At 41.9% G+C, this 23730-nt stretch carries 21 protein-coding genes; 7 read left to right on the forward strand and 14 right to left on the reverse strand.

Annotated elements, in window-relative coordinates; translation table 11 throughout:
- Nucleotides 1–347 precede the first annotated feature (347 nt).
- Nucleotides 348–1352, forward strand: coding sequence for a Gfo/Idh/MocA family oxidoreductase (locus HUJ21_RS21865; protein WP_291372839.1), 1005 nt, complete (start codon nt 348–350; stop codon nt 1350–1352).
- A gap of 6 nt (nt 1353–1358) precedes the next feature.
- Here the strand turns inward: HUJ21_RS21865 and nagA are convergent, their stop codons facing one another.
- From nagA to HUJ21_RS21915, 10 genes are all read right to left on the reverse strand, one after another.
- Complete coding sequence (gene nagA / locus HUJ21_RS21870) at nt 1359–2549, reverse strand: N-acetylglucosamine-6-phosphate deacetylase (protein ID WP_291372841.1); 1191 nt, start codon at nt 2547–2549, stop codon at nt 1359–1361.
- Nucleotides 2550–2570: 21 nt separating this feature from the next.
- Nucleotides 2571–3992, reverse strand: coding sequence for a sodium:solute symporter family protein (locus HUJ21_RS21875; protein WP_291372843.1), 1422 nt, complete (start codon nt 3990–3992; stop codon nt 2571–2573).
- On the reverse strand, nt 3989–4216 hold the full coding sequence (locus tag HUJ21_RS21880; protein WP_166144084.1) for a hypothetical protein: 228 nt from the start codon (nt 4214–4216) through the stop codon (nt 3989–3991). The genes HUJ21_RS21875 and HUJ21_RS21880 overlap by 4 nt, the downstream gene beginning before the upstream one ends.
- 121 nt (nt 4217–4337) lie before the next feature.
- Complete coding sequence (locus HUJ21_RS21885) at nt 4338–5108, reverse strand: 3-ketoacyl-ACP reductase (protein ID WP_291372907.1); 771 nt, start codon at nt 5106–5108, stop codon at nt 4338–4340.
- Between the two features lie 12 nt (nt 5109–5120).
- Nucleotides 5121–6263, reverse strand: a complete 1143-nt coding sequence (locus HUJ21_RS21890) for a Gfo/Idh/MocA family oxidoreductase (RefSeq protein WP_291372845.1) — start codon at nt 6261–6263, stop codon at nt 5121–5123.
- Between the two features lie 16 nt (nt 6264–6279).
- A complete protein-coding gene (locus HUJ21_RS21895) occupies nt 6280–7110 on the reverse strand; it encodes a sugar phosphate isomerase/epimerase family protein (RefSeq protein WP_291372846.1) in 831 nt (276 codons plus the stop codon).
- Nucleotides 7107–8489, reverse strand: coding sequence for a glycosyl hydrolase (locus tag HUJ21_RS21900; protein ID WP_291372848.1), 1383 nt, complete (start codon nt 8487–8489; stop codon nt 7107–7109). The genes HUJ21_RS21895 and HUJ21_RS21900 overlap by 4 nt, the downstream gene beginning before the upstream one ends.
- A gap of 151 nt (nt 8490–8640) precedes the next feature.
- Nucleotides 8641–9537 carry an AraC family transcriptional regulator gene (locus tag HUJ21_RS21905; RefSeq protein WP_291372849.1) on the reverse strand — a complete coding sequence of 299 codons (897 nt, stop codon included), beginning with the start codon at nt 9535–9537 and terminating at the stop codon, nt 8641–8643.
- A gap of 557 nt (nt 9538–10094) precedes the next feature.
- Nucleotides 10095–11474, reverse strand: a complete 1380-nt coding sequence (locus HUJ21_RS21910) for a TIGR00341 family protein (protein ID WP_291372850.1) — start codon at nt 11472–11474, stop codon at nt 10095–10097.
- Nucleotides 11475–11786: 312 nt separating this feature from the next.
- Nucleotides 11787–12689, reverse strand: coding sequence for a DUF3078 domain-containing protein (locus HUJ21_RS21915; protein WP_291372852.1), 903 nt, complete (start codon nt 12687–12689; stop codon nt 11787–11789).
- A 142-nt stretch (nt 12690–12831) separates the two neighbouring features.
- Here HUJ21_RS21915 and HUJ21_RS21920 point away from each other — a divergent pair, with 142 nt between their 5' ends.
- The 3 genes from HUJ21_RS21920 (at nt 12832) to HUJ21_RS21930 (ending at nt 14421) form a co-directional block, all read left to right on the forward strand.
- The gene (locus HUJ21_RS21920; RefSeq protein WP_291372854.1) at nt 12832–13107 is read left to right on the forward strand and encodes a DUF202 domain-containing protein; all 276 of its coding nucleotides are present in this window, start codon (nt 12832–12834) and stop codon (nt 13105–13107) included.
- Nucleotides 13108–13191: 84 nt separating this feature from the next.
- On the forward strand, nt 13192–13401 hold the full coding sequence (locus HUJ21_RS21925) for a hypothetical protein (protein ID WP_166144139.1): 210 nt from the start codon (nt 13192–13194) through the stop codon (nt 13399–13401).
- A 129-nt stretch (nt 13402–13530) separates the two neighbouring features.
- Complete coding sequence (locus HUJ21_RS21930; RefSeq protein WP_291372857.1) at nt 13531–14421, forward strand: phosphatase; 891 nt, start codon at nt 13531–13533, stop codon at nt 14419–14421.
- Nucleotides 14422–14427: 6 nt separating this feature from the next.
- Here HUJ21_RS21930 and ppk1 read toward each other — a convergent pair whose 3' ends face one another.
- Both ppk1 and gyrB read right to left on the reverse strand, forming a co-directional pair.
- Nucleotides 14428–16551, reverse strand: coding sequence for a polyphosphate kinase 1 (gene ppk1, locus HUJ21_RS21935; protein WP_291372858.1), 2124 nt, complete (start codon nt 16549–16551; stop codon nt 14428–14430).
- A 110-nt stretch (nt 16552–16661) separates the two neighbouring features.
- The gene (gene gyrB, locus HUJ21_RS21940; protein ID WP_291372860.1) at nt 16662–18623 is read right to left on the reverse strand and encodes a DNA topoisomerase (ATP-hydrolyzing) subunit B; all 1962 of its coding nucleotides are present in this window, start codon (nt 18621–18623) and stop codon (nt 16662–16664) included.
- 281 nt (nt 18624–18904) lie between these two features.
- Between gyrB and HUJ21_RS21945 the strand changes: the two genes are divergently transcribed.
- Genes HUJ21_RS21945 through HUJ21_RS21955 form a run of 3 tightly spaced genes read left to right on the forward strand, consistent with a single transcriptional unit; the run spans nt 18905 to nt 21740 of the window.
- Nucleotides 18905–19654 (forward strand): bacteriorhodopsin, encoded by a 750-nt coding sequence (locus tag HUJ21_RS21945; RefSeq protein ID WP_291372862.1) that lies wholly within the window; start codon nt 18905–18907, stop codon nt 19652–19654.
- 57 nt (nt 19655–19711) lie between these two features.
- Entirely contained in the window at nt 19712–20866 is a 1155-nt protein-coding gene (locus HUJ21_RS21950) for a lycopene cyclase family protein (protein ID WP_291372864.1), read from the forward strand.
- Nucleotides 20853–21740 (forward strand): Brp/Blh family beta-carotene 15,15'-dioxygenase, encoded by an 888-nt coding sequence (locus HUJ21_RS21955; RefSeq protein WP_291372865.1) that lies wholly within the window; start codon nt 20853–20855, stop codon nt 21738–21740. The genes HUJ21_RS21950 and HUJ21_RS21955 overlap by 14 nt, the downstream gene beginning before the upstream one ends.
- Here the strand turns inward: HUJ21_RS21955 and HUJ21_RS21960 are convergent.
- Both HUJ21_RS21960 and HUJ21_RS21965 read right to left on the reverse strand, forming a co-directional pair.
- Nucleotides 21737–22111 (reverse strand): CoA-binding protein, encoded by a 375-nt coding sequence (locus HUJ21_RS21960; RefSeq protein ID WP_291372866.1) that lies wholly within the window; start codon nt 22109–22111, stop codon nt 21737–21739. The two genes, HUJ21_RS21955 and HUJ21_RS21960, sit on opposite strands and share 4 nt — an antisense overlap.
- Before the next feature lie 34 nt (nt 22112–22145).
- Complete coding sequence (locus HUJ21_RS21965) at nt 22146–23729, reverse strand: FAD-dependent oxidoreductase (protein WP_291372867.1); 1584 nt, start codon at nt 23727–23729, stop codon at nt 22146–22148.
- Between the last annotated feature and the right edge of the window lies 1 nt (nt 23730).

Here is a 23730-nt window from a genome sequence, read left to right on the forward strand (position 1 = left end):
CAATCGATTGCAGAATAATCAAATTTTGAGTAATTGTCATATACTTACCTCTATCCCCTTAAAGCATAAAAAGTTGGAATTATTTTGATTATTATTATTTTATTCTGTTTACTATTGTTTTATTAAATAATTATATGTAAAAATTTTGCAAAATTGATTAAATGGACTTTTGATTTTCTCACTAGCCTTGCTGGTTGAATCGTTTTTACATTAATTTATAATCAATATACATAGTAGGGGAAGCACAAGATTGGGTTTGGTCAACAATAATCTTAAATTGCTACAGACAATCAATTACAGCCATCAACCGATGGCAAGTATTATTTTTCAACAAAAAATGTAGCATCATGACCAAAAAACTAAAATGGGGGGTATTGGGCGTAGCCAAAATAGCCAGGGAAAAAGTAATTCCCGCCATGAAAAACAGTGATTTACACGAAGTATACGGACTGGCTTCCAGAGATTTGGAAAAAGCCAGATCCGCCGCAGACGAATTGGGTATTCCAAAAGCTTATGGATCGTATGAGGAATTGATTGCCGATCCGGAGATCGATGTGGTTTACAATCCCCTGCCCAATGACCTTCATGTTCCCTATACCCTGGAATGCATCAATGCCGGCAAACACGTGCTTTGCGAAAAACCACTCGCTTTAAATGCAGAAGAAATAGACGAACTGATCAAGGCCAGAGACAAGCACCGGGTAAAGGTTGGAGAGGCATTTATGGTGGCCTCTAACCCCCAATGGATCAAAGCCAGGGAATTGGTTCGGAAAAACTACCTGGGGAAGGTGAAGGCAGTACATGGTTTTTTCAGCTATTTCAATGTCAATGAACAAAATATCCGGAATATTCCCGAAATGGGCGGTGGTGGTATCTGGGACATTGGCTGCTATCCGGTCTTTACTTCCCGCTTTGTGCTGGAAAAAGAACCCGGAAGGGTAGTATCCATGCTGGAATTTGATCCCAGATTTAGAACCGACAAACTAGGATCTGTATTGATCGATTTTCATGAGATCCAGATGACTTTTACGGTGAGCACCCAGCTGACCCCCTATCAGCGCATGTTGTTTTATGGAGAGGAAAAAATAATGGAAATCAGGATTCCTTTTAACGCTCCTTCAGATCAAAACAATGAAATCCTGATCCATGATGGCAATTTTCTCCAACCAGACCCGGAAAAAATTGTATTGCCTTTAAGCAACCAATACACGGAACAGGCCATTGATTTCTCCAAGGCAATTCTGGAAGATAAAGAGGTACCTGTTTCGCTTGAAAATGCCAAAGCAAATGCGACAGTCCTTCAGGCAATTTTCGAATCCGACAGGAATGAAAGGTGGGTAAACATTGAATAAATTTTATCAGGCAGCACCGTGGACAATTTTACCCTTAACCATGGTAAAGCTTACCTGAATATCCCTGTCAAATAGTACCAGATCGGCGTCCATTCCTTTAAGGATGGCGCCTTTTTTATTTTGAAAACCCATGATCCTGGCAGGTGTACGGCTCATCATGTTAACTGCCTCCAACAGCGGTACATCTGCCATTTTCACCATATTGCGCACCAGGCGGTCGGCAGTAGCCACGCTCCCGGCAAAGGAGCTGCGGTCGGGAAGTTTGGCCACATCATCCTCTATGATTACCTTCAAGCCATCGTCCTTATGGCCAAGAATGCTTTCTCCCTCAGGCATGCCGGCTCCCCTCATCGCATCTGTGATCAGGGCTATTTTTTCCGGACCTTTTATCTTGTAAATCAATTTCAAAAGTGGAGCGGGCAAATGCACTCCATCAGCGATGATTTCCACATCAATTTCGTCCAGCAGCAAGCTGCTTTCTATGACACCTGCAAAACGAAAAGCATTTTTTCTGCTTACCCCGGACATGCCCGAATATAGGTGGGTAGACAAAGTATAGCCGGCTTCAACTGCGGCTAGCACCTCTTCGTACACGGCATCGGTATGGGCCATGGCAGCCAGGACGCCTTTATCCCGCAGCCTTCTTCCAAAATCCAAAGCCCCTTTTCTTTCTGGAGCGGCACTCCATCTGGCAATAAGGTGTGCATATTCCAAAATTTCCCCATATTCCACAGGGTCCGGATCCCGGATGTACCTGGGATCCTGGGCACCACGCTGGTTCATGGCGAAATAAGGCCCTTCCAGATGTAAGCCCAAAAAGGCTGCTCCATCTGAATTGGACTGAACAGCAGCTTCATATACCTTCAATAGGCCAATCAATTGGTCCTTTTCGCTGGTAAGAGAGGTGGGCACCATGGCCGTAGTGCCGTGCCGGGCATGAAGCCGGGAGATTTCATGAAACCCTTCCAGCTCTGCATCCATAAAATCATGTCCTGCTCCACCATGCACATGGATATCAATAAAACCCGGAGACAGAAATTGCCCCCGGGCATCTATGATCTTTGCCTGTTCAATGGTTTTGTTATCCCTGCATATTTCTTCAATGCGTCCATCCTTGATCAGGACGGCTGCATTGAATACTATTTCATGAGGTGTAATGACATTTCCATTGACAATTTGGGTCAGGCCCGTATTCATGTTTTCTTTAGGTCTAATGTATTATTCTTTTGTTTTTGGTCGGATGAGCTGGCGTTTGGTACCTGTAAGATGACTGATTACAGCTGCTATCCCTAAAGTGATGAACAAGATCAGATCCAACCTTATATCAAAATACATGTCAGGAATCCAGCCTCCCAGAGAAAGTAGAAATATGATCAGTCCAGTCAGGGAGAGGTAGATAATCGCAGGAGAAACCTTTCTGTTACTCAATATACCCAAAATAATCATGGGACCCATTATGCCTGTACCGGCAAAACTCACCCTGGCCAATAAAACCAGTTGGTCTATCACAATAATGGAAAAGAAAAAGGCTATCACCGAAAAAACAAAAATACCGATTTTGGTTTTGGTCATGATGCTGTTTTCATTTCCTCTCAGCAATCCCCTCAACTCAGAACCCAGCGCAAAAATCTGGGCATTGGTAGTAGACAAACCAGCAGCAATCAAGCCAATGATGGCGAGCGCCGCCACGGCATCTGGCTGATCATAGAGAAATGCATTGGCAAAAAACTCATCCCTTCCATACTCACTGTATAGATCTGCCCCATACATCCCAATAAAAATGGTAGGTAAAATCACCAGAATCGCGAAGGCTCCTAGCGATACCGCCATCAATTGCATGGTCTTCATGCTCTTCATCACCACTATCCGGGTGGTAAACTGTGGTTGGGTCACCGGAATCATCAATATGGCGATCAGGGAAGCAAACAAAAACTGAGGCGTGAGAAGCCCTTGGGGACCTGGGCTTGAAAGCAAATCTTCCTGTACCGTTCCGATTTTATCAAACATGGGTCCGATCCCACCAAAATGACTTAAACATGCCCAACCGATGATCCAGATAACACCCAACAAGAGCAAACCCTGAATGGCATCGCTAAAAATAATGGCTTTTAACCCACCGATTTCGCTGTAGATCAGCATGATCAGCACAATACCTGCGGACCATCCCCAGGCCGGAAAGGAACCAGGGAAGGCGGCATCCATAAATATGGCAATTCCCTGTATTTGTATTCCCACGTAAGGAATCAAAAACAAAAAGGAACTCAAGAAAAAAACATACCCTGCCAATCTGTTTTCATAGCATCTGGAGATCAATCCGGCCACTCCTCTGAATTCCATTCCTTTTACCTTCATCCGGATATGGTAACCAAACCACAGCAGCAAAAACACCATTGCTCCATCTGATACGGCCAAAAATATCCAGGCCGCTACCCCATTTATCCGGAAAAAATCCGGCATCCCCAGAAAGGTAAAGGTACTGAACAGGGCTGCGGCAAAAGTCAATACCCCCAGGGTAAGACCAATGTTTGATCCAGCCATCATAAACTCTTCCGAAGACCTGTTTTTCTTATAGGACCTCAGGGAAGCAAAAACCAAAAGACCTGCATAGATCAGGCCAAAAACCCATACCCAGAAAATCATAAGTCCTCCTCCTCATTTTGCATACCCGGATGCACCCTTGTACCAATATAGGTAAGGATGACCAAAAGTACGGTGATTACAAAACTCGTCCATAAGCTGTAGGGAACACCTCCCAATTCAGGCTTGGAAACACCCTGAGGGATGACCAAAGGGGTGAATGTAATGATGCTGAGGATGATGGCCGCTACACAGCAAATCCTCCAGTAAAGTCTCTTTTTTTCCATTAGTATTGGGTTTAAACGCTTTGAATTGACAATATACAATTGTTGTTGGAATATAAACAAAGATAGATGCATAAGCTCAAATGGCCGGGAAAAGTACCGGCCATTTGAATGTATGCCAAAATTAAAGTCTGGGAATGGTCAATCCCCCATCCACCATGATTACCTGGCCAGTAGAATAGGGGAAATCACCTTTGGCCAATGCCGCCACTGCCAGTCCAACGTCCTCGGGTAATCCCCATCTTCGCTGCACACAAAGCCCGGAACCGATCAGCTTATCATATTTATCCTTTACTCCTGAGGTCATATCAGTGGCAATAACACCTGGCCTTACCTCAAAAACAGGAATATCGTACTCTCCCAAGCGGACAGCAAAAAGCTGGGTAGCCATACTCATTCCGGCTTTTGCCACACAATATTCCCCTCTGTTGACTGAGGCTACAGTGGCAGAAATAGAAGATACATTGATAATGGATCCTTTGAATTCAGCCGCATCGTTTTTTTGTGCAATCATCCAATTGGCTGCCAGTTGAGAAAGGAAATATGCCGAATTCAGATTGGTTTTCAACACATATTCAAAGCTCTCTTCCGTAGCTTCAAGAATGTCTTTCCTTTCTTTTGGGGCTACCCCGGCGTTATTAACCAATACGTGCAGACGGTTGAAATGGGATTTTATCCGGTCCATGATGCCCTGCCGGTCCTTCGCACTGCCTACATCCCCCCGGCAATACAAAACATCAGCCCCTAAAGCCTTCAACTCCTCCAGACTCTCAGCAGTATCCGCTTCCTCGCGCATGCCATTGATGGCCAGGTCAAATCCCTCTTTGGCCAGGCACTTGGCAATTCCAAGACCTATTCCCCTCGATCCACCGGTAACTAAAGCTACATTTTTCATCATCAATTGAAATTAAAGGTCAGGAATGTCCACCCATGCTCTTTTCTCCCAGCTTTCCAGGCCTTTTTCGGCAAGCTGAACTCCTTTCGCGCCTGCTTTCATGTCCCAGGGAAAAGGTTCATCTGCAACCACGTGTTTCAAGAACAACTCCCACTGCACTTTAAAGGCATTATCCATTGGCTCTTGTTCCGGAACCCTGGCCCAACCTTCATAGAAGTCGATAGGCTGTACGATATCCGGATTCCAAACCGGTTTGGGCGTATTCCCATAATGTTGGATGTGACATTCTCTCAGGCCGGCCACGGCAGAACCCTTTGTTCCATCTACCTGAACCGTGAGCAGATCATCCCTGCGCACCCTAACCGTCCAGGAAGAGTTGAAATGAGCAATGATATCCCCTTCCAGTTCAAAGGTGGCATATGCTGCATCATCAGCGGTGCATTTATACGGCTTGCCCTGCTCGTTTACACGTTCTTTGATATGCGTGGCACCTGTACAGGAAACTGCCTTAACTTTGCCAAAAATATTATCCAGTACATACCTCCAATGGCAAAGCATATCCACGATAATACCGCCATCATCCTCTTTTCTGTAATTCCATGAGGGTCGTTGTGCCGGAACCGTATGTCCTTCAAATACCCAATACCCAAACTCTCCCCTTACGGAAAGAATTTCTCCGAAAAAACCATTTTCAATCAAACGTTTTAACTTTCTCAATCCGGGAAGCCAAAGTTTGTCCTGTACTACTCCGTTTTTCACGCCTGCCTTTTGACATATCTCGTGCAATTCCAATGCGGTGGCAGTGTCCACCGCTACCGGTTTTTCGCAATAAACATGTTTGCCTGCTTTGACAGCCTGCTTGACAGCATCTGCCCTCCGACCAGTGGTCTGGGCATCAAAATAAATGCTATATTGATCATCATTCATGACCGTATCCAGATCGGTGGTATATTTCGGCACACCAGAACGCTCACTGAGGGCTTTCAATTTGGCCTCATTTCTACCCACCAAAACCGGATCAGGCATGATGGTATCTCCATTTGAAAGTTGTACACCACCTTGCTTGATGATTTCAACAATACTTCTCATCAGGTGTTGGTTGGTGCCCATTCTGCCGGTGACACCATTCATGATTATTCCTATTTTATGTTCCATAAGTTAATTGGTTTTACTAGCAATGGTAATAACTCTCTACAATTTTATCCAAAAATTCCTTTTGGTCTCCCGCCCAATGGCGGTCTGAAAAAATCTCAACTTCGTTATAGCCCGAAAAACCGGCCTCTTCAGCCCATCCCCTTATCTTAGGAATGTCTATGCATCCTTCCCCCATCAATCCCCGGTCATTCAAAAAATCCACCGTAGGACTGAGCCAGTCACAGATGTGGAAAGCAAAAAGATTTCCTTTTTGCCCACACCTCAACAATTCAGTTTTGAGGTCAGGATCCCACCAAAGGTGATAGACATCGGCTGCAATGCCCACATGATCAGAATCAATGCTTTCAGCCATTTCATTGGCTTGTCTCAGGGTACTGACAGCTGATCGTGTATCGGCATACATGGGGTGCAGGGGTTCTATGGCCAATTTTACCCCATTTGCCATGGCATGAGGCAAGACTTTTTCAATGCCTTCCTGGATTTGCTCTCTGGATGTTTCCAGTGACTGATCCGGGTCAGCCCCACATACCAATACGATCATGGGAGCGCCAAGAGCCGCTGCCTCATCTACCGCTTTGAGATTATCCTGAATGGCCAAATCCCTGTTTTTAGCTGAAATCGAAGGAAAAAAGCCCCCTCTCACCAGGGAAACTATATCCAGACCATGGCTTCGTAGCCGATCACCTGCGGCAGAAATATCCCTGCCTCCCAGGTATTGCCGCCATACCGAAACCCCTTTGACTCCCGCCTTTTCATAATTTTCAGCGGCTTCTTCCAGGCTCCAGGGTTTAGTGGTAATGGTATGGACACAAAGTTTACTCAGGTCTTTTATGGGTGGTGCATTCATGACAAACAATTATAGAAGGTGTAATAAGGATCTTTATCGATAATGCGCTGAACGTACAGGGCCAGTTCACGGGCATGGTAATCTCCCCACATACTGGACTCGTTACAGGCAATTTTTTGGCCCTTCGGCACATTATCCCAACCATTTGGCTGGTGATAGATGGAATGGAGCAATATTCCCTGATGGGTTTTGTCTGTGCTCAGATAAGGCTCCTCAAGCAGGGTTTTGAGTACGGTCAGGCCAGCCTGCCAGTATTTGTTGCCTTTTTCGGTTTGTCCCTTTCTTTGCAGGTAATGCCCCAGACGCAACAATCCCTGAGCCCCAATGGCTGCAGCCGTACTATCCACCGGCTCATGCTCATTGAAAGGATCTGCAGGACGAGATAGGTAATCACCTAATTTATGTAATGCAGGAGCTCCTGTATCCCAGTAAGGCACCCCATCAGTAGGGGTATGCGCCAAATAAAAATCACAGCTGGCAGTAGCAGCCTTTAACATAAATGCTTCTATTTCCACGGGGGAACCATAGGCCTTCAAGGCATCGTCAGAGAGATTATCCAGGTATTCCAATTCTTCAGCAAAGCCACACATGGCCCAGGCCAGTCCCCGTGTCCAGGTAGAAAAACCGGTATAGCCCTGTTGAGAATTTGGGCAGCGGTAATTGCCGTCATTGGTATTGAAGACACTTTCATGGGCAGTCCTTCCCCAGGTATCGAAGCGATCCCTGCCCTCCCCGTAATAGACGGAGTAATCTGCAGTGGCTTTGGCATGTTGCAGCCCCCTGACCAACAAATTTACTTTTTTGTCATTCTCTTCCTGTAACACATGACCCAAACTGTGGCTGAGCATCAAAATCCTTACGGTCCTGATGGTGTCGACAAATAAAGAATGAGGACCGTTAAAAGAATACATGAAGCCCCCGTCCTTGATGTTTGTCCACCTGCTTGCCTGGACAGCCCCTGAAATCTTCAGGGCCAATTCATAAAAGTTTTTCTCCCACTCCACGTATGGAATCTTTTCCTCTACCATCAGGCGTAACAAATTGCCATAGGTGCTGACATTGTTAAAGCCATGGTCGTGAACACCTGAGTGGCTGATGTGTGGGGCCATCAATTGCAGGGTTTTCATTTTTCCTTTGTCAAGGAAACCCTTTTCACCGGTAGCGTCAAACTGAAGAATAGAAGATCCAAACTGAAATCCCTGGGTCCATTCGGTCCATCCTCTGGTGGTATACTTTCCATTTACCGTAAAGACCGGTGAGCCCTGGTTTTGGGGATACTCCTTATCTATAGATGTGATTTTTTCAGCCGAAAGCTGCCAAAATCTTTCCAGTCCCTTTTTCAGGTCTATGGGTTTAATTTCAGAATCTATTGCTATCATTTTTTTAAAGGGTTTACATTTGTTTGGAATAATCAACTTCAGAAAATAATTTCAGAATTTTAGTCTGAACACATGCCATTAAATCATGTACTTTTTATTTATGAGGTTAAAGGTATCTTTAAACAGAGTCATTAAAAAAGTGTTTTTCGATTTAATGCTGGTACTTTTCGTTTTCTATTCTTCTAAAATCAGAAGGTGAAAAACCGGTTTTCCTCTTAAAAATCCTACTGAAATAAGAAGGGTCCTGATAATTCAATTGATAGGCAATTTGCTTATTCGACAAGTCGGTATAAATCAAGTATCTTTTTGCCTGAAGCATCAAGCGGTCAAGAATGATCTCGCCTGCCGTAAAACCGGTAATGTTCCTCACATATTTATTCAAGTTGGCCGGTGACAGACCCATCAGGTTTGCGTAATCCTGAACCTGATGAACTTGTTTGTATCGCTGTTCTAGCAGTGCATTAAACTGTTGAACCAATGAAAAATGAGGATCCATGGTTTTATTTTGCTCCGCGAAATAGCTCATATAATACTGCTTACATTTGATCAGGAATATCTGCAGGTAATTGCGCAATATATCCGAGGTGAAACCATTCCATTGCAGGTATTCTTTGCGTATTTGAAGGATCAAAACCAAAAGCTCATTAAAATCTGCGGGATCCAGATTTAAAATCGGAATCAAAGTAGGATTGTTGAAAAAGGGCATTTGAAACAAGGGGTCCTCATGGTAGGCTTCCAGAGCAAAAAAATCTCTGGAAAAAACCATCAGATAACCATGATAATCATTTTCCCTGCTGATGAGGTGAACCTGTCCGGGTGAAAGAAAATGCACACTATTGGAATGGATGACATGAGATTCAAAATCTATATCATGCCTGCCGGCCCCGTTAACAAAAACACACACTTCATAGTATCTGTGTCGATGAGGGCGGGTTGTTTCATGGGGGTAGGTTTTGCTTTGAATGGTCTTCCCCTGAACTTCATAAATCTGAAATGCCCGCTGATTGGTAATCTCGGGCATCTCATAGGTTTTAATTGGCTCTCCCATCAGGCATTGTTACTTTTTACGGCAAGTTAAGGAAAAATTGAAAAGCAACCTTTTTTAAATTCCTTAAAGGAGCGTGAATTTAAATATACAAAATTTCCTTTTTTAAATTTTTATACCGCTTTAATTAAAAATATGGTATTTTTTTTAATTATTCTTTAATATATTTTCAAATTTAATCCAATTGTATTACCTTTGAAATATCAAATAAAGACAAAAGGTCTTCAATTTTGTTGAACAAAGGAAACCGGCATCACCGCCATCCGCCCTAATTCTTGCAAAATTGTTTCATACTGTAGGATGATGAAATTGGCAGACATGCCCTCCTGTCTCGGGGGTGGGGAAACCAGGAAAAAGCAAGTAGCGAGCTCGTATTTTGCCTAACTGCTCCGTGGAGGTTCGACTCCTTCTCCTACAGCAGGTTATTTTGGGTTTATTGTTAATTGACTAAAGCTATGAGACAATGTTTCATAGCTTTTTGTGTTTTCAGGCAGGGTCAGTATCAAGGAATTCAAAAAAAGAAATATACTAAGTGCGGAAAAAAGCTCCCTTAAAACCCCTTATTTGATAATAAGTGCAATCGAATCCGCTTTGGTTCTTACCCTGAGCCAATCTTTCAAACGTTTTTCCTCTCTTTCATCGGGCAAACTTTTGAATGTTGCAATGGCAATCATTATGGTATCCTGCCTGTTCTCTGATAAATTTGCCACTACTGATCTGTTTATGGAGAAAGCGGTCAAACCCGCATGATTTACCCTGGCCTCCCGGGCCAAATCATTGACCATTCCTGTTGAAGCAACATATTGGGCTACTTCCCTCTCCAAAAAGGCAATTTTTTGATCCTTGTCCTGAATCATGGCCTCATTTCTTTCATACAAATCCTTCAGCACATCAGAACGCAACATGTTCATATCCATACCCGTATCACCACTTTGTTTTACTACCAGATAAGTGCGGGTTAATTTAAAAGCTGCAGTCTTTTTCTGAATGATGGAAATTTCTTCATCGTCTATGCGCTGCCCTACCAATGCCACTTCGATCACACTGCTGTCCGGTTCATAAAAATAGTTACTGTTGATGATTTGGGTACTTGGAAAATCAAATTCTGTCTGCACAAATTCTTTGGCAGATTTTTCCCAAATGGTTCTTCTCACAATATTATATGCCAGATAGATACTTGGGACTACGGTAAGCAGAATAAAAATGCTGATGTAATTTCTAACCCTTTTTTCCCTCCGCTCATCTACAAACTCCTTTTTGGGAAATCCCATAAAGCGGACAATCAGGTAAGTTGACAGACTTATAAATACGGAATTGATAAAAAACAGGTAAAAAGCTCCTAAAAAATAATACAGGTTCCAGGTGGCCAGGCCATACCCGGCAGTGCAAAGAGGGGGCATCAGTGCGGTGGCAATGGCCACTCCGGGAATGGCGTTGCTTTTTTCCTTTCTCGAACCTGCAATAATCCCCGCCAGTCCGCCAAAAAGTGCGATCAAAACGTCCCATATGGTAGGTTCGGTCCTGGCAAGTAGCTCTGATTGTGCTTCATTCAACGGTGTAAAAGAAAAATAAAGCGTGGAAGTCATGATACTAATCAATACTGCAATTCCCAGGTTTTTCAGGGATTTCTTTATCAATTCAAAATCATTGATCCCGGCTCCCAAACCAATACCCATTATAGGACCCATCAAAGGCGATATCAACATGGCTCCAATGATGACGGCAGTAGAATTTACATTAAGCCCAACAGAGGCCACCAGGATGGCAAATATCAGGATCCAAAGGTTGGCACCTCGGAATTCCACATTCTTCTTGATGTATACGATGGTCTCAATTTCATCTTCCTTACCTTCATGAAGGTCAAATCTGTCTCTGATAAAGGTCAGTAAACCTGCGATTTTGTTGGATAAGACAGATAGTTTTTGTTTTTCGGGATTCATCAAAATACTTTCAAACATTAATGTAGGAACGAAAATAACCAGAAAAACAATTATCCGAGGTAAATTCCTGAAATCCTTAAAAAGAAAACCTTTCCTTTCGGTATTATTTATTTGTTTTTAACGAGCCGTTGTTTGGTTCTACATTGCCCCAAAAGGATGGTGGATGCTAATTTAAATGCAAAAAAGCAGGAGAACTTCTCCTGCTTTTTATTTTGAAAACTAAACCAACTATTATTTAACTACCATAATACAAACAAAATTAACAAAAGCTGTTGAATTACCAAATTTACCAGCCAAAAAGTAAACAAAAGTCTATTTTTTGTTACCTACCTTGTAGAGAATACCTAATGCCAGTGCCTGGCTGTATTGGATTCCAGGATCCTGGTCCTTATCATAAAGGCCGATTCCGGTGAAGGTTACGTTGATAATATTGGTGATTTTGGCTGTCAAAGTCACATCCAGCCGATGATCTATGTTTTCAAAAGACAATGTTTGGTAGTTGGCATACATGGCGTACCTGGATTTAAGGTTGAGGTTTTCGCTCAGGTCTTTATCCAGACCGGCAAAAACCTGCATGGCCAGCCATTCAACCCTCACCATGTCTCCGGCTGGAACCCCATAATTGGATGGCACATTGTTGATGATCTCGGTATCATTTACAAAAGTAAACCGGGGAGAAAAAGGCCCAATTCGTAGAAAAAAAGTATTATTAGGCTTGTACTCAAAGCCCAATGAGGAAGTCAGAAAACCAGGGGCCATGAATTTAGAAATCAATGTTCTGCTTCCGTCATCATTAAAGTTATACCCGGCTGCAAATTGGGTCAGGTAATTTACTGAGAAGTAACTGGACCATTTTTCGGTCAACTGGTACCCTAATTTGGAATCCAGAAATATCCTGTCATTGGATTTTCTGGTTTGCTCCCCCTCATTTCTTACAATTCCAAATAACAGTTCAAGCTCATTGTCCCAGGAAACTTTATCTTTCCTGTATAATGCCTTCCCCGCTATGATGCTTCCAAAAGCCACAGAATTGACTCCCCCTGCCTTCCAGTTATTACTGAAACCTGCCTGATTAAAGTTCAATCCAGCACTAAATTCAGATTGCCAATAGCTGGTATCCTTGGGAGTCTGATCCGGTGCTGTGTTTTGCCCCTGAGCCTTTGAAAAGCCAAAAGAGAGAAAAGTTGCCGTGAGGACCAATAATATTTTTTTCATACCCTGATTTTATTAATTTTAAATTAATGTGATAAAACCCACTTTTGTTTGAAAATTTAAGCTTTAATTTTGAAGTAAAGCGTTAATAAATTAAAGTTTTTGGGTTTAAATAAAATTCAAAATCTCTAACTAAAACAAATTTATGGAAAATCAAACAGAAGATTTACTGATTGTAAGAGATTTTTTGGCCAGGCAAAGGACCAAGTTAGCCAATGACAGGACACTTTTATCCTACATCCGTACCAGCCTTTACTTTATCGTCAGTGGAACGGCATTGATAAAAGTAGAAGATCTGGAAAACGTCAAGGAACTCGGTTACTTCTCTTTTATGATTAGCATAGCATTATTGGTACTTGGATTTATAAATTTCTTTAGGCTGAAAAGGAAGTTAAAAAAAGGGAAATACGAAAAAATGTAAATTTTTATTTTGATTTATCAACCAATCATAACAATTGGTAAGCTATTTGTACTGACTTGGTTCTAATCAACCTTTCAAGTTACTATGAAAATTTTAGGAATTATTCTTATTGTCGCCGGTATCGTTATGTTTTTGATAACCGGTATATCTTATACCACAGAGGAAACGGTAATTGATGCAGGACCTTTGGAAGTAAATGCCGAAAGTGAAGAAAGCATTAACTGGCCGCCATATGCCGGTGGAATTGCAGTCATTGCCGGCTTTGTTTTGTTGGCTGTTGGAAAGAAAAAATAGAGGACCGGAGATCAATAATTTGTAAATGGATTTTCCATAAATTAGGGGAGTTGTTTTTTCCTTTCTCAGAATGGAAAAAACAACTCCCTTTTCGCCATAATTATACGTTTATTTTTAAGGAAAATTATATTGAAACTTGCAGCTGTAGACATAGGGTCAAATGCCATCCGGCTACAAATCACCAAAGTCAATTTCTTTCAAGAAAAATATAATTTTAAGAGGCTGGAATACCTGAGGTTTCCTCTTCGATTGGGAAACGACACTTTCAAAAAGAGAGAGATTGGTCCGGAAAATATCCACCGACTAAAGGAGTTGATGCGAGCGTTTCAAATTCTGATTCAACTCTACGAGGTGGATGCTTACCTCGCTTTTGCTACTTCTGCCATGAGGGAGGCAAAAAATGGAAAAATTCTGGCTGAGGAAATCAGAAGAGAAATCGGTTTGAAAATACAATTAATTGATGGCAACAAGGAAGCTGAGCTTATCAATAAATCTTTATGGAATCATATTGATAAAAAAACTTATCTGCACATTGATGTCGGAGGGGGAAGCACAGAGTTGAATGTTTTTAAAAATGGAAAAAAAACAGCTGCAATATCATTCAAAATTGGTTCTGTGAGAACCCTTGAAAACCAGACCTCCCAGCCTTTGTTTTCGCAGATGGAACAGTTTATCAATGAACATTTGTCCCGGGAAAAAAGTGTTATAGGCATAGGCACCGGAGGAAATATCAATAAGGTCTTTGAGCTGGCGGCTGTCAAAGGAAAGGGATTGTTTTTGCATGTATCCAAAATCAAAGAGGTATTGAGCAAGCTGGAAAATTTTTCTACTGAAGAAAGGATCAACCTGCTTAACTTGAATGAAGACCGCGCTGATGTAATCATTCCTGCTACCAAAATTTATTTGGCGGCCTTGGAAACGGCTCATGTCCAAAAAGTCATGGTCCCTGCCCTTGGCCTGAAGGATGGCATGATCCAACAACTTTTTGATAAAAAAAGGCAGGAATTTTTTCCTGCCTAATAAATATTATTCTATTAGTTTTACCCCTTCTATCATGTCCGGGCTTAACTGAAAAAACTGTTGGTGGATATTAAAGGGTTCCTCGCCTTCGTCTGGATTTTTACTGATATACTGCCCATCCTCCTGCATTACATAGGCATTTTCATTGTCTTTCAGGTTAAAACGAATGATATTCATCAGCTGTTTTTGTAAAAACTCATTTTCGACCCTAAATAAGGATTCAAGTCTTTTGTCGAAGCTCCTGACCATGGCATCGGCGCTTCCTACATAAGTCCTGAAATCCCCATTATTGTGAAAATGGTATATCCGGGAATGTTCCAGGAAATCGCCTACGATAGAGATCACTTCAATATTTTCACTTAATCCTTTTCTTCCCGGCCGCAAACAACAAATACCCCGAACAATTAACTTAATCTGCACGCCTGCTTGTGAAGCTTTGTAAAGGGCGAAAATAAATGCTGAATCCTCCAGAGAATTGATTTTAATGAAAATTCCCGATGGCAAACCCTTGCTTGCATTTTCGGCCTCAATATCTATAAATTCAATCAACTTGTTCCGCATATCTCTGGGAGACGTGATCAAATTTTGATAGTTGGTAGGAGCAGAATGTCCTGTGATTACATTGAAAAACTCTGAAACATCATTTGCCAGGGTTTCATTGGTTGTCAGTAAGCCAATGTCTGTATAAATGCGACTGGTCTCTTCGTTATAGTTACCTGAACCCACATGCACGTAACGGGTAACCCTATTTTCCTCTTTTTTGACAATAAGCATTAGCTTGGTGTGGGTCTTGAAATTACTGACCCCATAGATCACAAAGCAACCGGCCTTTTGCATCTTTTTGGCTTCCCGTATATTGTTTTCTTCGTCAAAACGGGCTTTAACCTCAAATAAAACAGAAACATGTTTGCCATTTTCCACAGCTTTTAATAAGGCACCTACGATCCTGGAATTTTTTGCCAGCCTGTAAATAGTCATTTTTATGGCCATTACATGGGGGTCATCAGCTGCCTTGTCCAACAAATCAAAAATGGGCTCCATATCATTATAAGGGTGATGCAACAATACATCCTTATTTTTTAAAACCTGAAAAATATCTTCTGAAGCAGCTTCAGGATAGGAAAGCGGGGGTATTGGATTTGGAACAGGCGGTATCCTGTCTTTGAAACGTTTGTTGCCTATTATCTGCCAAAGCCCTGTAAAATCCATCAGGCTTCTTCGCTCTATTTTAAAGATACTATCGTCGTGAAGGGTCCACCTTTGCTTCAGTAAATTGACCATCCATTTGCTGTATCCTTCTTCAATCTCTATCCTAACTACCCTTCCTGTCTTCCTTTCGTTGAGTTTTCTTTTCACTTCCTCCAAAAAATTAGAATCCATGTCTTCACTCTCCTCCAGCGTAAAATCACCATTCCTGGTAATTCGGAAAAGGTTTATGGATTCTATGGTTACATTCCTGAAAAGGGAAACTATATGTTCCCTGATCATTTCTTCTATAGGAACGTAAATCGTTATCTCTTCCCGTTCCAATTCAAAAAACCGGGGTATATTGGAAGGGATCTGAACAAAGGAGAGCTTTTTGTTGTCCTTCTTTTCACCTGGTCCTATGGTTACGACCCCAAAGATCAGGAGTTTGTTCATCAGGATGGGGAAGGTATGGTAGCCATCAAAAACCATTGGGGTCAGCATGGGATAAACGGCCTTGAAAAAATACTCTTTGATCGTTTTTTGTTCTTTTTCTTTTAAATTACCCACGTTACTCATGATGAATCCCGCTTCTTCGGTCATGGGCAGTAATTCTTTCACAAATTGTCGTTGTAACCTCTTGTGAAAATTTTGGGACTCAATCATTAACTTTCTTTTGAAATCATCCTCCCTTAATCCTGAATAATCAATCCTCACCTTATCGTAATCCAGGTAGTTGTAAAGCGACCCCACCCGAATCATAAAAAACTCGTCCAAATTAGAAGCAGTAATGGCCAGAAATTTGAATTTTTCAAAAATATTTCTCCTGTCCTTTTTAATCTGGTCAAAAACCCTCTCGTTAAACTTGAGCCAGCTCAGGTCCCTGCTAATGAGTTCACTGTTGTGGATGGTTTCTTCTATCTTATCGGGTTGGATGAGTTTCATAGTTGTTTTCTTTTTCAAGTAAAAAATCGACCAATGATACTAAATAAATCATGAAATAAAAAAAGGGCAAACCGCCCCTTTTTTTATTTCAGAACGCAAAACAATAGCAATTAAGTATCTATTTTGGCATATTTTGCATTTTTTTCAATAAAGTCTCTTCTTGGAGCCACTTCATCACCCATCAACATACTGAAAAGGTGGTCGGCTTCAGCAGCCGATTCTATGGTTACCTGTTTCAGGGTTCTTGTTTCTGGATCCATGGTGGTAGTCCAGAGTTGTTCCGGATTCATCTCACCAAGACCCTTATACCGTTGAATACCCACACTTTCCACTTTTCCTTCCGGGGCAAGCTCCTGAGTGACCCGTTTTCTTTCCTCCTCAGACCAGCAATACCTTTCCTCTTTTCCTCTTTTAAGCAAATATAAAGGAGGCAGAGCTATATAGACGTAGCCGCTCTCTATGAGGTTTCTCATGTACCTGAAAAACAAGGTCAGGATCAGTGTACGGATATGTGATCCGTCAATATCAGCATCGGTCATGATGATTATTTTATGGTAGCGGAGATGGGAAAGATCCAGTTCCTTTTCGTCATTTACCGTACCAAATTTCACACCCAATGCAGTCAGGATGTTCTTTATCTCATCATTATCATAGATTTTATGCTCGTGGGCTTTTTCTACGTTCAATATTTTACCTTTAAGGGGCAAAATGGCTTGAAAATCCCTGTCTCTGCCTTGTTTTGCTGATCCGCCGGCAGAGTCTCCTTCGACCAAATACAATTCGCAAACAGTGGGGTCCGAATTGGCACAATCAGCAAGCTTGCCGGGAAGGCCTCCTCCACCCAAAACATTTTTTCGCTGTACCATTTCCCTTGCCTTTTTAGCGGCAAGCCTGGCCTGTGCTGCCAATACTACTTTGCCTACGATAATTTTGGCTTCCTTGGGATGCTCCTCCAGCCAAAACTGCAGGGCCTCTGATACCGCATTATCCACAGCACCGGTAACATCTGAATTTCCTAGTTTGGTCTTGGTCTGTCCTTCAAATTGGGGCTCGGCTACTTTTACGGAAATGACTGCTGTCAACCCCTCCCGAAAATCATCTCCGGAAATGTCTATTTTTACTTTTTCAAGCATACCGGATTTATCGGCATAGCTTTTCAGGGTACGCGTAAGCGCCCTTCTAAACCCTGACACATGGGTTCCACCTTCATAGGTATTGATGGTATTCACATAGGATACCACGTTTTCAGTGTAGGAGTTATTGTAACTCATGGCTACCTGTACCGGTACTCCATTTTTTTCAGTATCTATGTAGACAGGGGTGTCAATGATTTTTTGTTTTGTTTCATCAAGGTATTCCACAAATTCCACCAAACCACCCTCTGAATAAAACTCATCGGTACGGTATAACCCGTCTACATCCTTTTCCCTTAAATCTTTAAGTAAAATCTTTATCCCAGCATTCAGGAAAGACATCTCACGCAGTCTGGTGGCGATCGTTTCATACTTGAAATCCAGGACCTGAAAAATTTCATGATCAGGTTTGAAGTGAATATGGGTTCCCCTGTCTTCAGTCTTTCCGATCTCCCTGACCTGGTACTGTGGAACGCCCCTGACATATTCCTGCTCATATACCTTACCCTGCCGATGAACGGTTGCTTTCAAAGAAGAAGACAGCGCATTGACACAAGACACCCCTACGCCATGAAGTCCTCCTGAAACCTTGTAAGTATCCTTATCAAATTTACCTCCGGCATGAAGGACAGTCATGACAACTTCCAATGCGGATTTGTTTTCCTTGGTATGAAAATCAATTGGGATACCCCGGCCGTTGTCCTCTACGGTAACGGAATTGTCCTCATTGATACTTACGGAAATGAAATCACAATGACCGGCAAGTGCCTCATCAATGGAGTTATCTACCACCTCCCAAATTAAATGATGCAGGCCTTTTACTCCAATATCGCCAATGTACATGGCAGGCCTTTTTCTTACTGCTTCCAAACCCTCCAGAACCTGAATATTCTGGGCTGAATAATCGTTTCTGTTTGACGACTTTTTTTCTTTACTCATAGATCAATTTCATGGCAAAAGATAAACCTTAACCATTTCAAAATTTAAAAACCAAATTAAAGACAAAAATAGGTAAAAAAACCGGATTTTTTTAGCAAAAATCCGCTATTGTTCGCTAAAAGTTGCTTACTGAATCAGACAACTTGAAACCAAATTCACGCAATTTATACACTTTTTTTATATTCTTTAAAATTAAATTAAAACAAATTTTATTCTATTTAATTATATAATCAATAAAATTTTATTCTAAACTTTATTGATTTCCATTTAACTAAAAAATTATGCATTTCGTGTTATTAGCAGAAATTATCGGCTTAGACCGGATCATCAACAGTGATCCGGTGGCCATTACCTTTTTTATTGGGTACATGGCCATGTTTGCTTCCGCTGTCTTTTTCTTTGCAGAAAGGGCATCGGTAGATGGGAAATGGAAAACTTCCCTGTTGGTGTCGGGACTAATCACTGGAATCGCTGCGATTCATTACTATTACATGAGAGATTTCTATCTCCAAACCGGTTCTAGCCCAACAGCATTCAGGTATGTGGATTGGACCCTTACTGTACCCCTGATGTGTGTGGAGTTTTACCTGTTAACCAAACCCTTTGGAGCCAAAGGAGCGACATTGACCAAATTAATCATTGCCTCGCTGGTGATGTTGGTAACAGGTTATATAGGAGAAACCTCCGGCTTAGACAATAATATTTTCTGGGGTATTGTTTCTACTTTGGGCTACCTCTATATTGTGTATGAAGTTTTTGCCGGGGATGTTGCTAAATTGTCTCAATCTTCTAATAGCCCTGCCCTGAAAAAAGCCATGTTTCTGCTTAAAATCTTCATTACCCTGGGTTGGTCGATATATCCGATTGGCTACATGGTACTGCCAGGTAATTTATTGTCAGGTCTGTTTGAAGTAAGTAGTATTGACCTCTTTTACAATCTCGCAGATGCAATCAATAAGATTGGTTTTGGTTTGGTAATCTATTCTGTTGCCATCAAAGAATCCAAAAAAGCTACGGCTCAAGTAGCTTAACCATTGTAAACTTACAGGTACTGATAGTTTTTCAGTACCTGTTTTTTTTAAATCAAAATGACCTACAAAATTATCATTACCGGCCTTGGGGCAGCGGGTTTGAGTATGCTCTACCATTGCATCAAAAGTCCTTTACATACTGCTGATATTCTGGTCATAGACAAAGGTATGGACCAAAAAACAGAGAAATCCTGGTGTTATTGGTCGGATAAGCCTCTCGATATTCATCCGGCACAAAAAGAAGCACCCACTTCCTGGAAAAGAATAAAAATTATTTCCGAACAGGGGACTTTAGAAAAACATCTTGGCCAGCTTAACTATTACATGGTTTCATCAACAGAATTTTACCGGGAAATATGGGCTAAGGTCAAAGCCTACCCCAACATTACCTATATCCAGGATGAAATCACAGATATTACTTCCCATAACAACTTATCGACAGTTGAAACGGGCCATAATGGTTCATTTAAAGGGGAATTGATCTTTAATTCTTCCATTTTTTCTGGTTTAACATCCTCCCAGGCGCTACTGCACCAATCCTTCCTGGGTTGGGTAATTGAATCCAGGGAAGTAGCTTTTGACCCGGAGAGTGTAACCTTAATGGATTTCAGGATTCCAACAAAAAACAATTCTGACTTTGTATACATTCTCCCCTTCGGAAAACGAAAAGCGCTGGTAGAATACACACAATTTACCAGGGAAAAGCAATTGAATAATGCTTTCCTCCGGGAGCATCTTCACAAATACATAAGGGATACTTTGGGCATTGAACAGTACAATATTTTAAGAAAAGAGCAGGGGTTTATACCCATGACCACAAAAGGAATTTTGAGTAAAACCAGTCCTTCCATCATACATTCAGGCACCATTGGAGGTTGTACCAAACCTGCCACTGGTTACACTTTCCATAATATTCAATTGCATTGTAAAAACATTGTTGATGCAATTGTCAAAAACTCAGCGGGAAACTTGAAATCTCATTTTCCCAGAAAAAAAAGATTTAGCTTCTACGACAATATCCTTTTGAATATCGCTTATAAATGGCCTGAAAAATTACCTGAAACTTTTTTTAATCTGTTCCAGGTAAATAAAGGTGAGGAGATATTGCGGTTTCTACATGAAAGTACCAATATCTGGCAAGAAATTGCCTTACTCAAAAGGGTGAAATTTGGTGTCTATTTAAAATCGCTGGGTAATTATGAAAAGTATTGAAAATTATTCAAAAATCCTGGCCCTTATTTTGGCTGCCTTACTGTCCTTTATCCCTGGAGATTTTGATTTTTTTCACTATTTGTGGTTTGCCATTGTGATGGGATTGGTAGGAATACCCCATGGGGCAGTTGACCACATTCTTTTTCAAAAAACTTCTGGCACAAAACCTCAACTATCTTTTATTTTAAAGTATTTGACTATTGCCCTGATATACTTGTTGACATGGATTTTCCTACCCCAGTTCTCCTTATTCGTATTCCTTTTGATTTCAATGTACCATTTTGGCCAGGGACATTGGATTGGAAAGCCAAAAATCAACCTGGCAACTCCGTTCTATATAATTGTTGGCGGGTTTTACTTAAGTATCATTCTTTCAGGAGACATTGAAGCAACAAAGGTAATCCTGGCACCAATTCTGACCCTAAATGAAAATACGGATTTCCCCTTATGGTTCATGCCAGTTTTGTTATGGGTGACAGCCTGGATCTTGGATAAGACAAGTAATAACTCAAACGGCCCTTTACTCTTCGAAATGTTATGGCTTGGAATGTTTCTATACCAACTTCCACTGATCGTTTCCTTTACCACCTATTTTGGATTTTGGCATTCCCTTCCCAATCTTTTGAACATTTATAAGAATATCCGAAAAGAAAATCCAAAGGCTGATTATTCGGTATTTATACCTTTTTCTTTCTTAAGCCTATTTGGAATTGGCATCATTTTATTGGTTTCCCATATCTGGTTTACAACAGCGCAATTAACTTTGCTCTTTTTTGTATTGGTGAGCCTGATATCAGCACCTCACATATGGATTATGGAGAAATTTTTCCAAAGGCAAAAAATGCAGCGCACCATTAAGTCTCCTCAGATTTAAAACTGACTTGTCTGCAACATTACCAGATTGCAGGCCGCCAAAACCTCTACTCCTTTTGCTTTGGCCATGTCCATGAATTCTGCATTTTCAGTTCCCGGGTTAAAAATCATCCTTCTTGGTGACAGAGAAAGGATGTAGGAATACCATTCTGGTTGGTTTTTGGGCCCAATATAAAGTGTAATGGTATGCACATCGGGAATGAAGGGTTTCTCCCTGAGGTTCATGATTTCCTTCCCAAAAACTTCTCCGGTTTTGATCCCAACAGGAACAAAGGGCACCCCCTTATCCCTAAGCATTCTGGCAGCAGTATACGCATACCTTGAGGTATTGGGGCTGGCACCGATAATCACTGTCTTTTTATCTTTTTTCATATTTGTAAATTCAGCATGCATGATACAACAACCTTCAAGCCAATTTCCCTTTGTACCTGCCAATCAATTTTTCTACGCATCTTTCTCCATCCATGGCCGCAGAAACGATTCCACCGGCATAACCAGCCCCTTCTCCACAGGGGTACAACCTGCTGATCTGAGGATGTTCAAAAGTTTCCTTATCACGGGGTATGCGCACAGGAGAAGAAGTCCTGCTTTCCACACCTATCAATTGCGCCTCGTTGGTATAATAACCTTTCATTTTTTGCCCCATCAAGGGGAAAGCCATGGCCAGCCTTTTCCCAATAAATTCAGGGAGAATTTCATGCATGTCTACACTTTTAATCCCCGGTTGATAAGAAGTTTTTAAAAGTTGACTGCTTGAGTTATGGCGGACAAAATCAACCATACGCTGTGCCGGGGCTGTTTGGGTTTCTCCTCCTGCCCGGCAGGCAGCCTGCTCTATTTCTTGTTGAAAATACATGGCGGCCAATGGACCATATTGTCTATAAGCCTTAAGGTCTTCCAATTCCACCGCTACCACAATCCCGGAATTTGCAAATTTGCCGTCTCTCCTGCTAGGGCTCATTCCATTCACCACAATCTCCCCCGGTGAAGTGGCTGACGGAACAATAAACCCACCCGGGCACATACAAAATGAAAAAACACCACGCTTTTTTCCGTCCAAAACTGTTTGCTGAACCAGGCTGTATGCCGCAGGTGGCAAATATTCTCCCCTTTCCACCGGACAATGGTACTGTATGCGGTCAATGAGGTTTTGGTCGTGTTCAATGCGCACACCCAGTGCAAAGGGTTTGGCGGCTATGAGCACTTGCCTGCGATCCAGAAGACGGTAAATGTCTCTGGCGGAATGCCCTGTGGCCAATATCACCCCCATCCCCATCAACTGCTCGCCTTCCTGAGTAGTGACACCCCTGATGCTCCCATTTTCCAAAATAAAGTCTGTCACTTTGGTATTGAAATGGATTTCTCCTCCATTCTCAAGAATGCGCTTGCGCAGGTTTTCTACCAGCAGGGGTAATTTATTGGTACCTATATGGGGATGGGCATCTACTAAAATCTCTTCTTTTGCACCATGGGCTACCAATATCTCCATGATTCTGCGGATATCCCCTCTTTTTTTTGAACGGGTATATAGTTTACCATCAGAATAGGTGCCGGCACCACCTTCTCCAAAGCAATAATTGGAATCCGGATCCACGACATGCTGTTTGTTTAAAGCTGCCAAATCCCTTCTTCTGGACCTTACATCCTTACCCCTTTCAAGGATAATGGGTTTAACCCCCAATTCTATCGCCCTAAGTGCTGCAAACATACCTGCCGGACCTGCGCCCACTATAAGCAGCTGATCCTTATCTCTGACATTGGGATAGTCCCTTTCTGATGAAATCAGAGGTGGCGGATTAGCAGCAGCGTACACCTCTACAGTCACATTTACCCTGACTTTCCTTCCCCGCGCATCTATGGACCTGCGAATGGGTCTGATAATCAACCCCCCACTATCTGATAAACCCGACTGTTTCGTGACTACCTGGTTAAATAATGTTTCGTTATATGCCTCCTCCGGAGAAATAACCAGATCCAGTACTTTTTTCATT

This window comes from Cyclobacterium sp. (assembly GCF_014762705.1).
In the GTDB taxonomy this organism is placed as follows: domain Bacteria; phylum Bacteroidota; class Bacteroidia; order Cytophagales; family Cyclobacteriaceae; genus Cyclobacterium.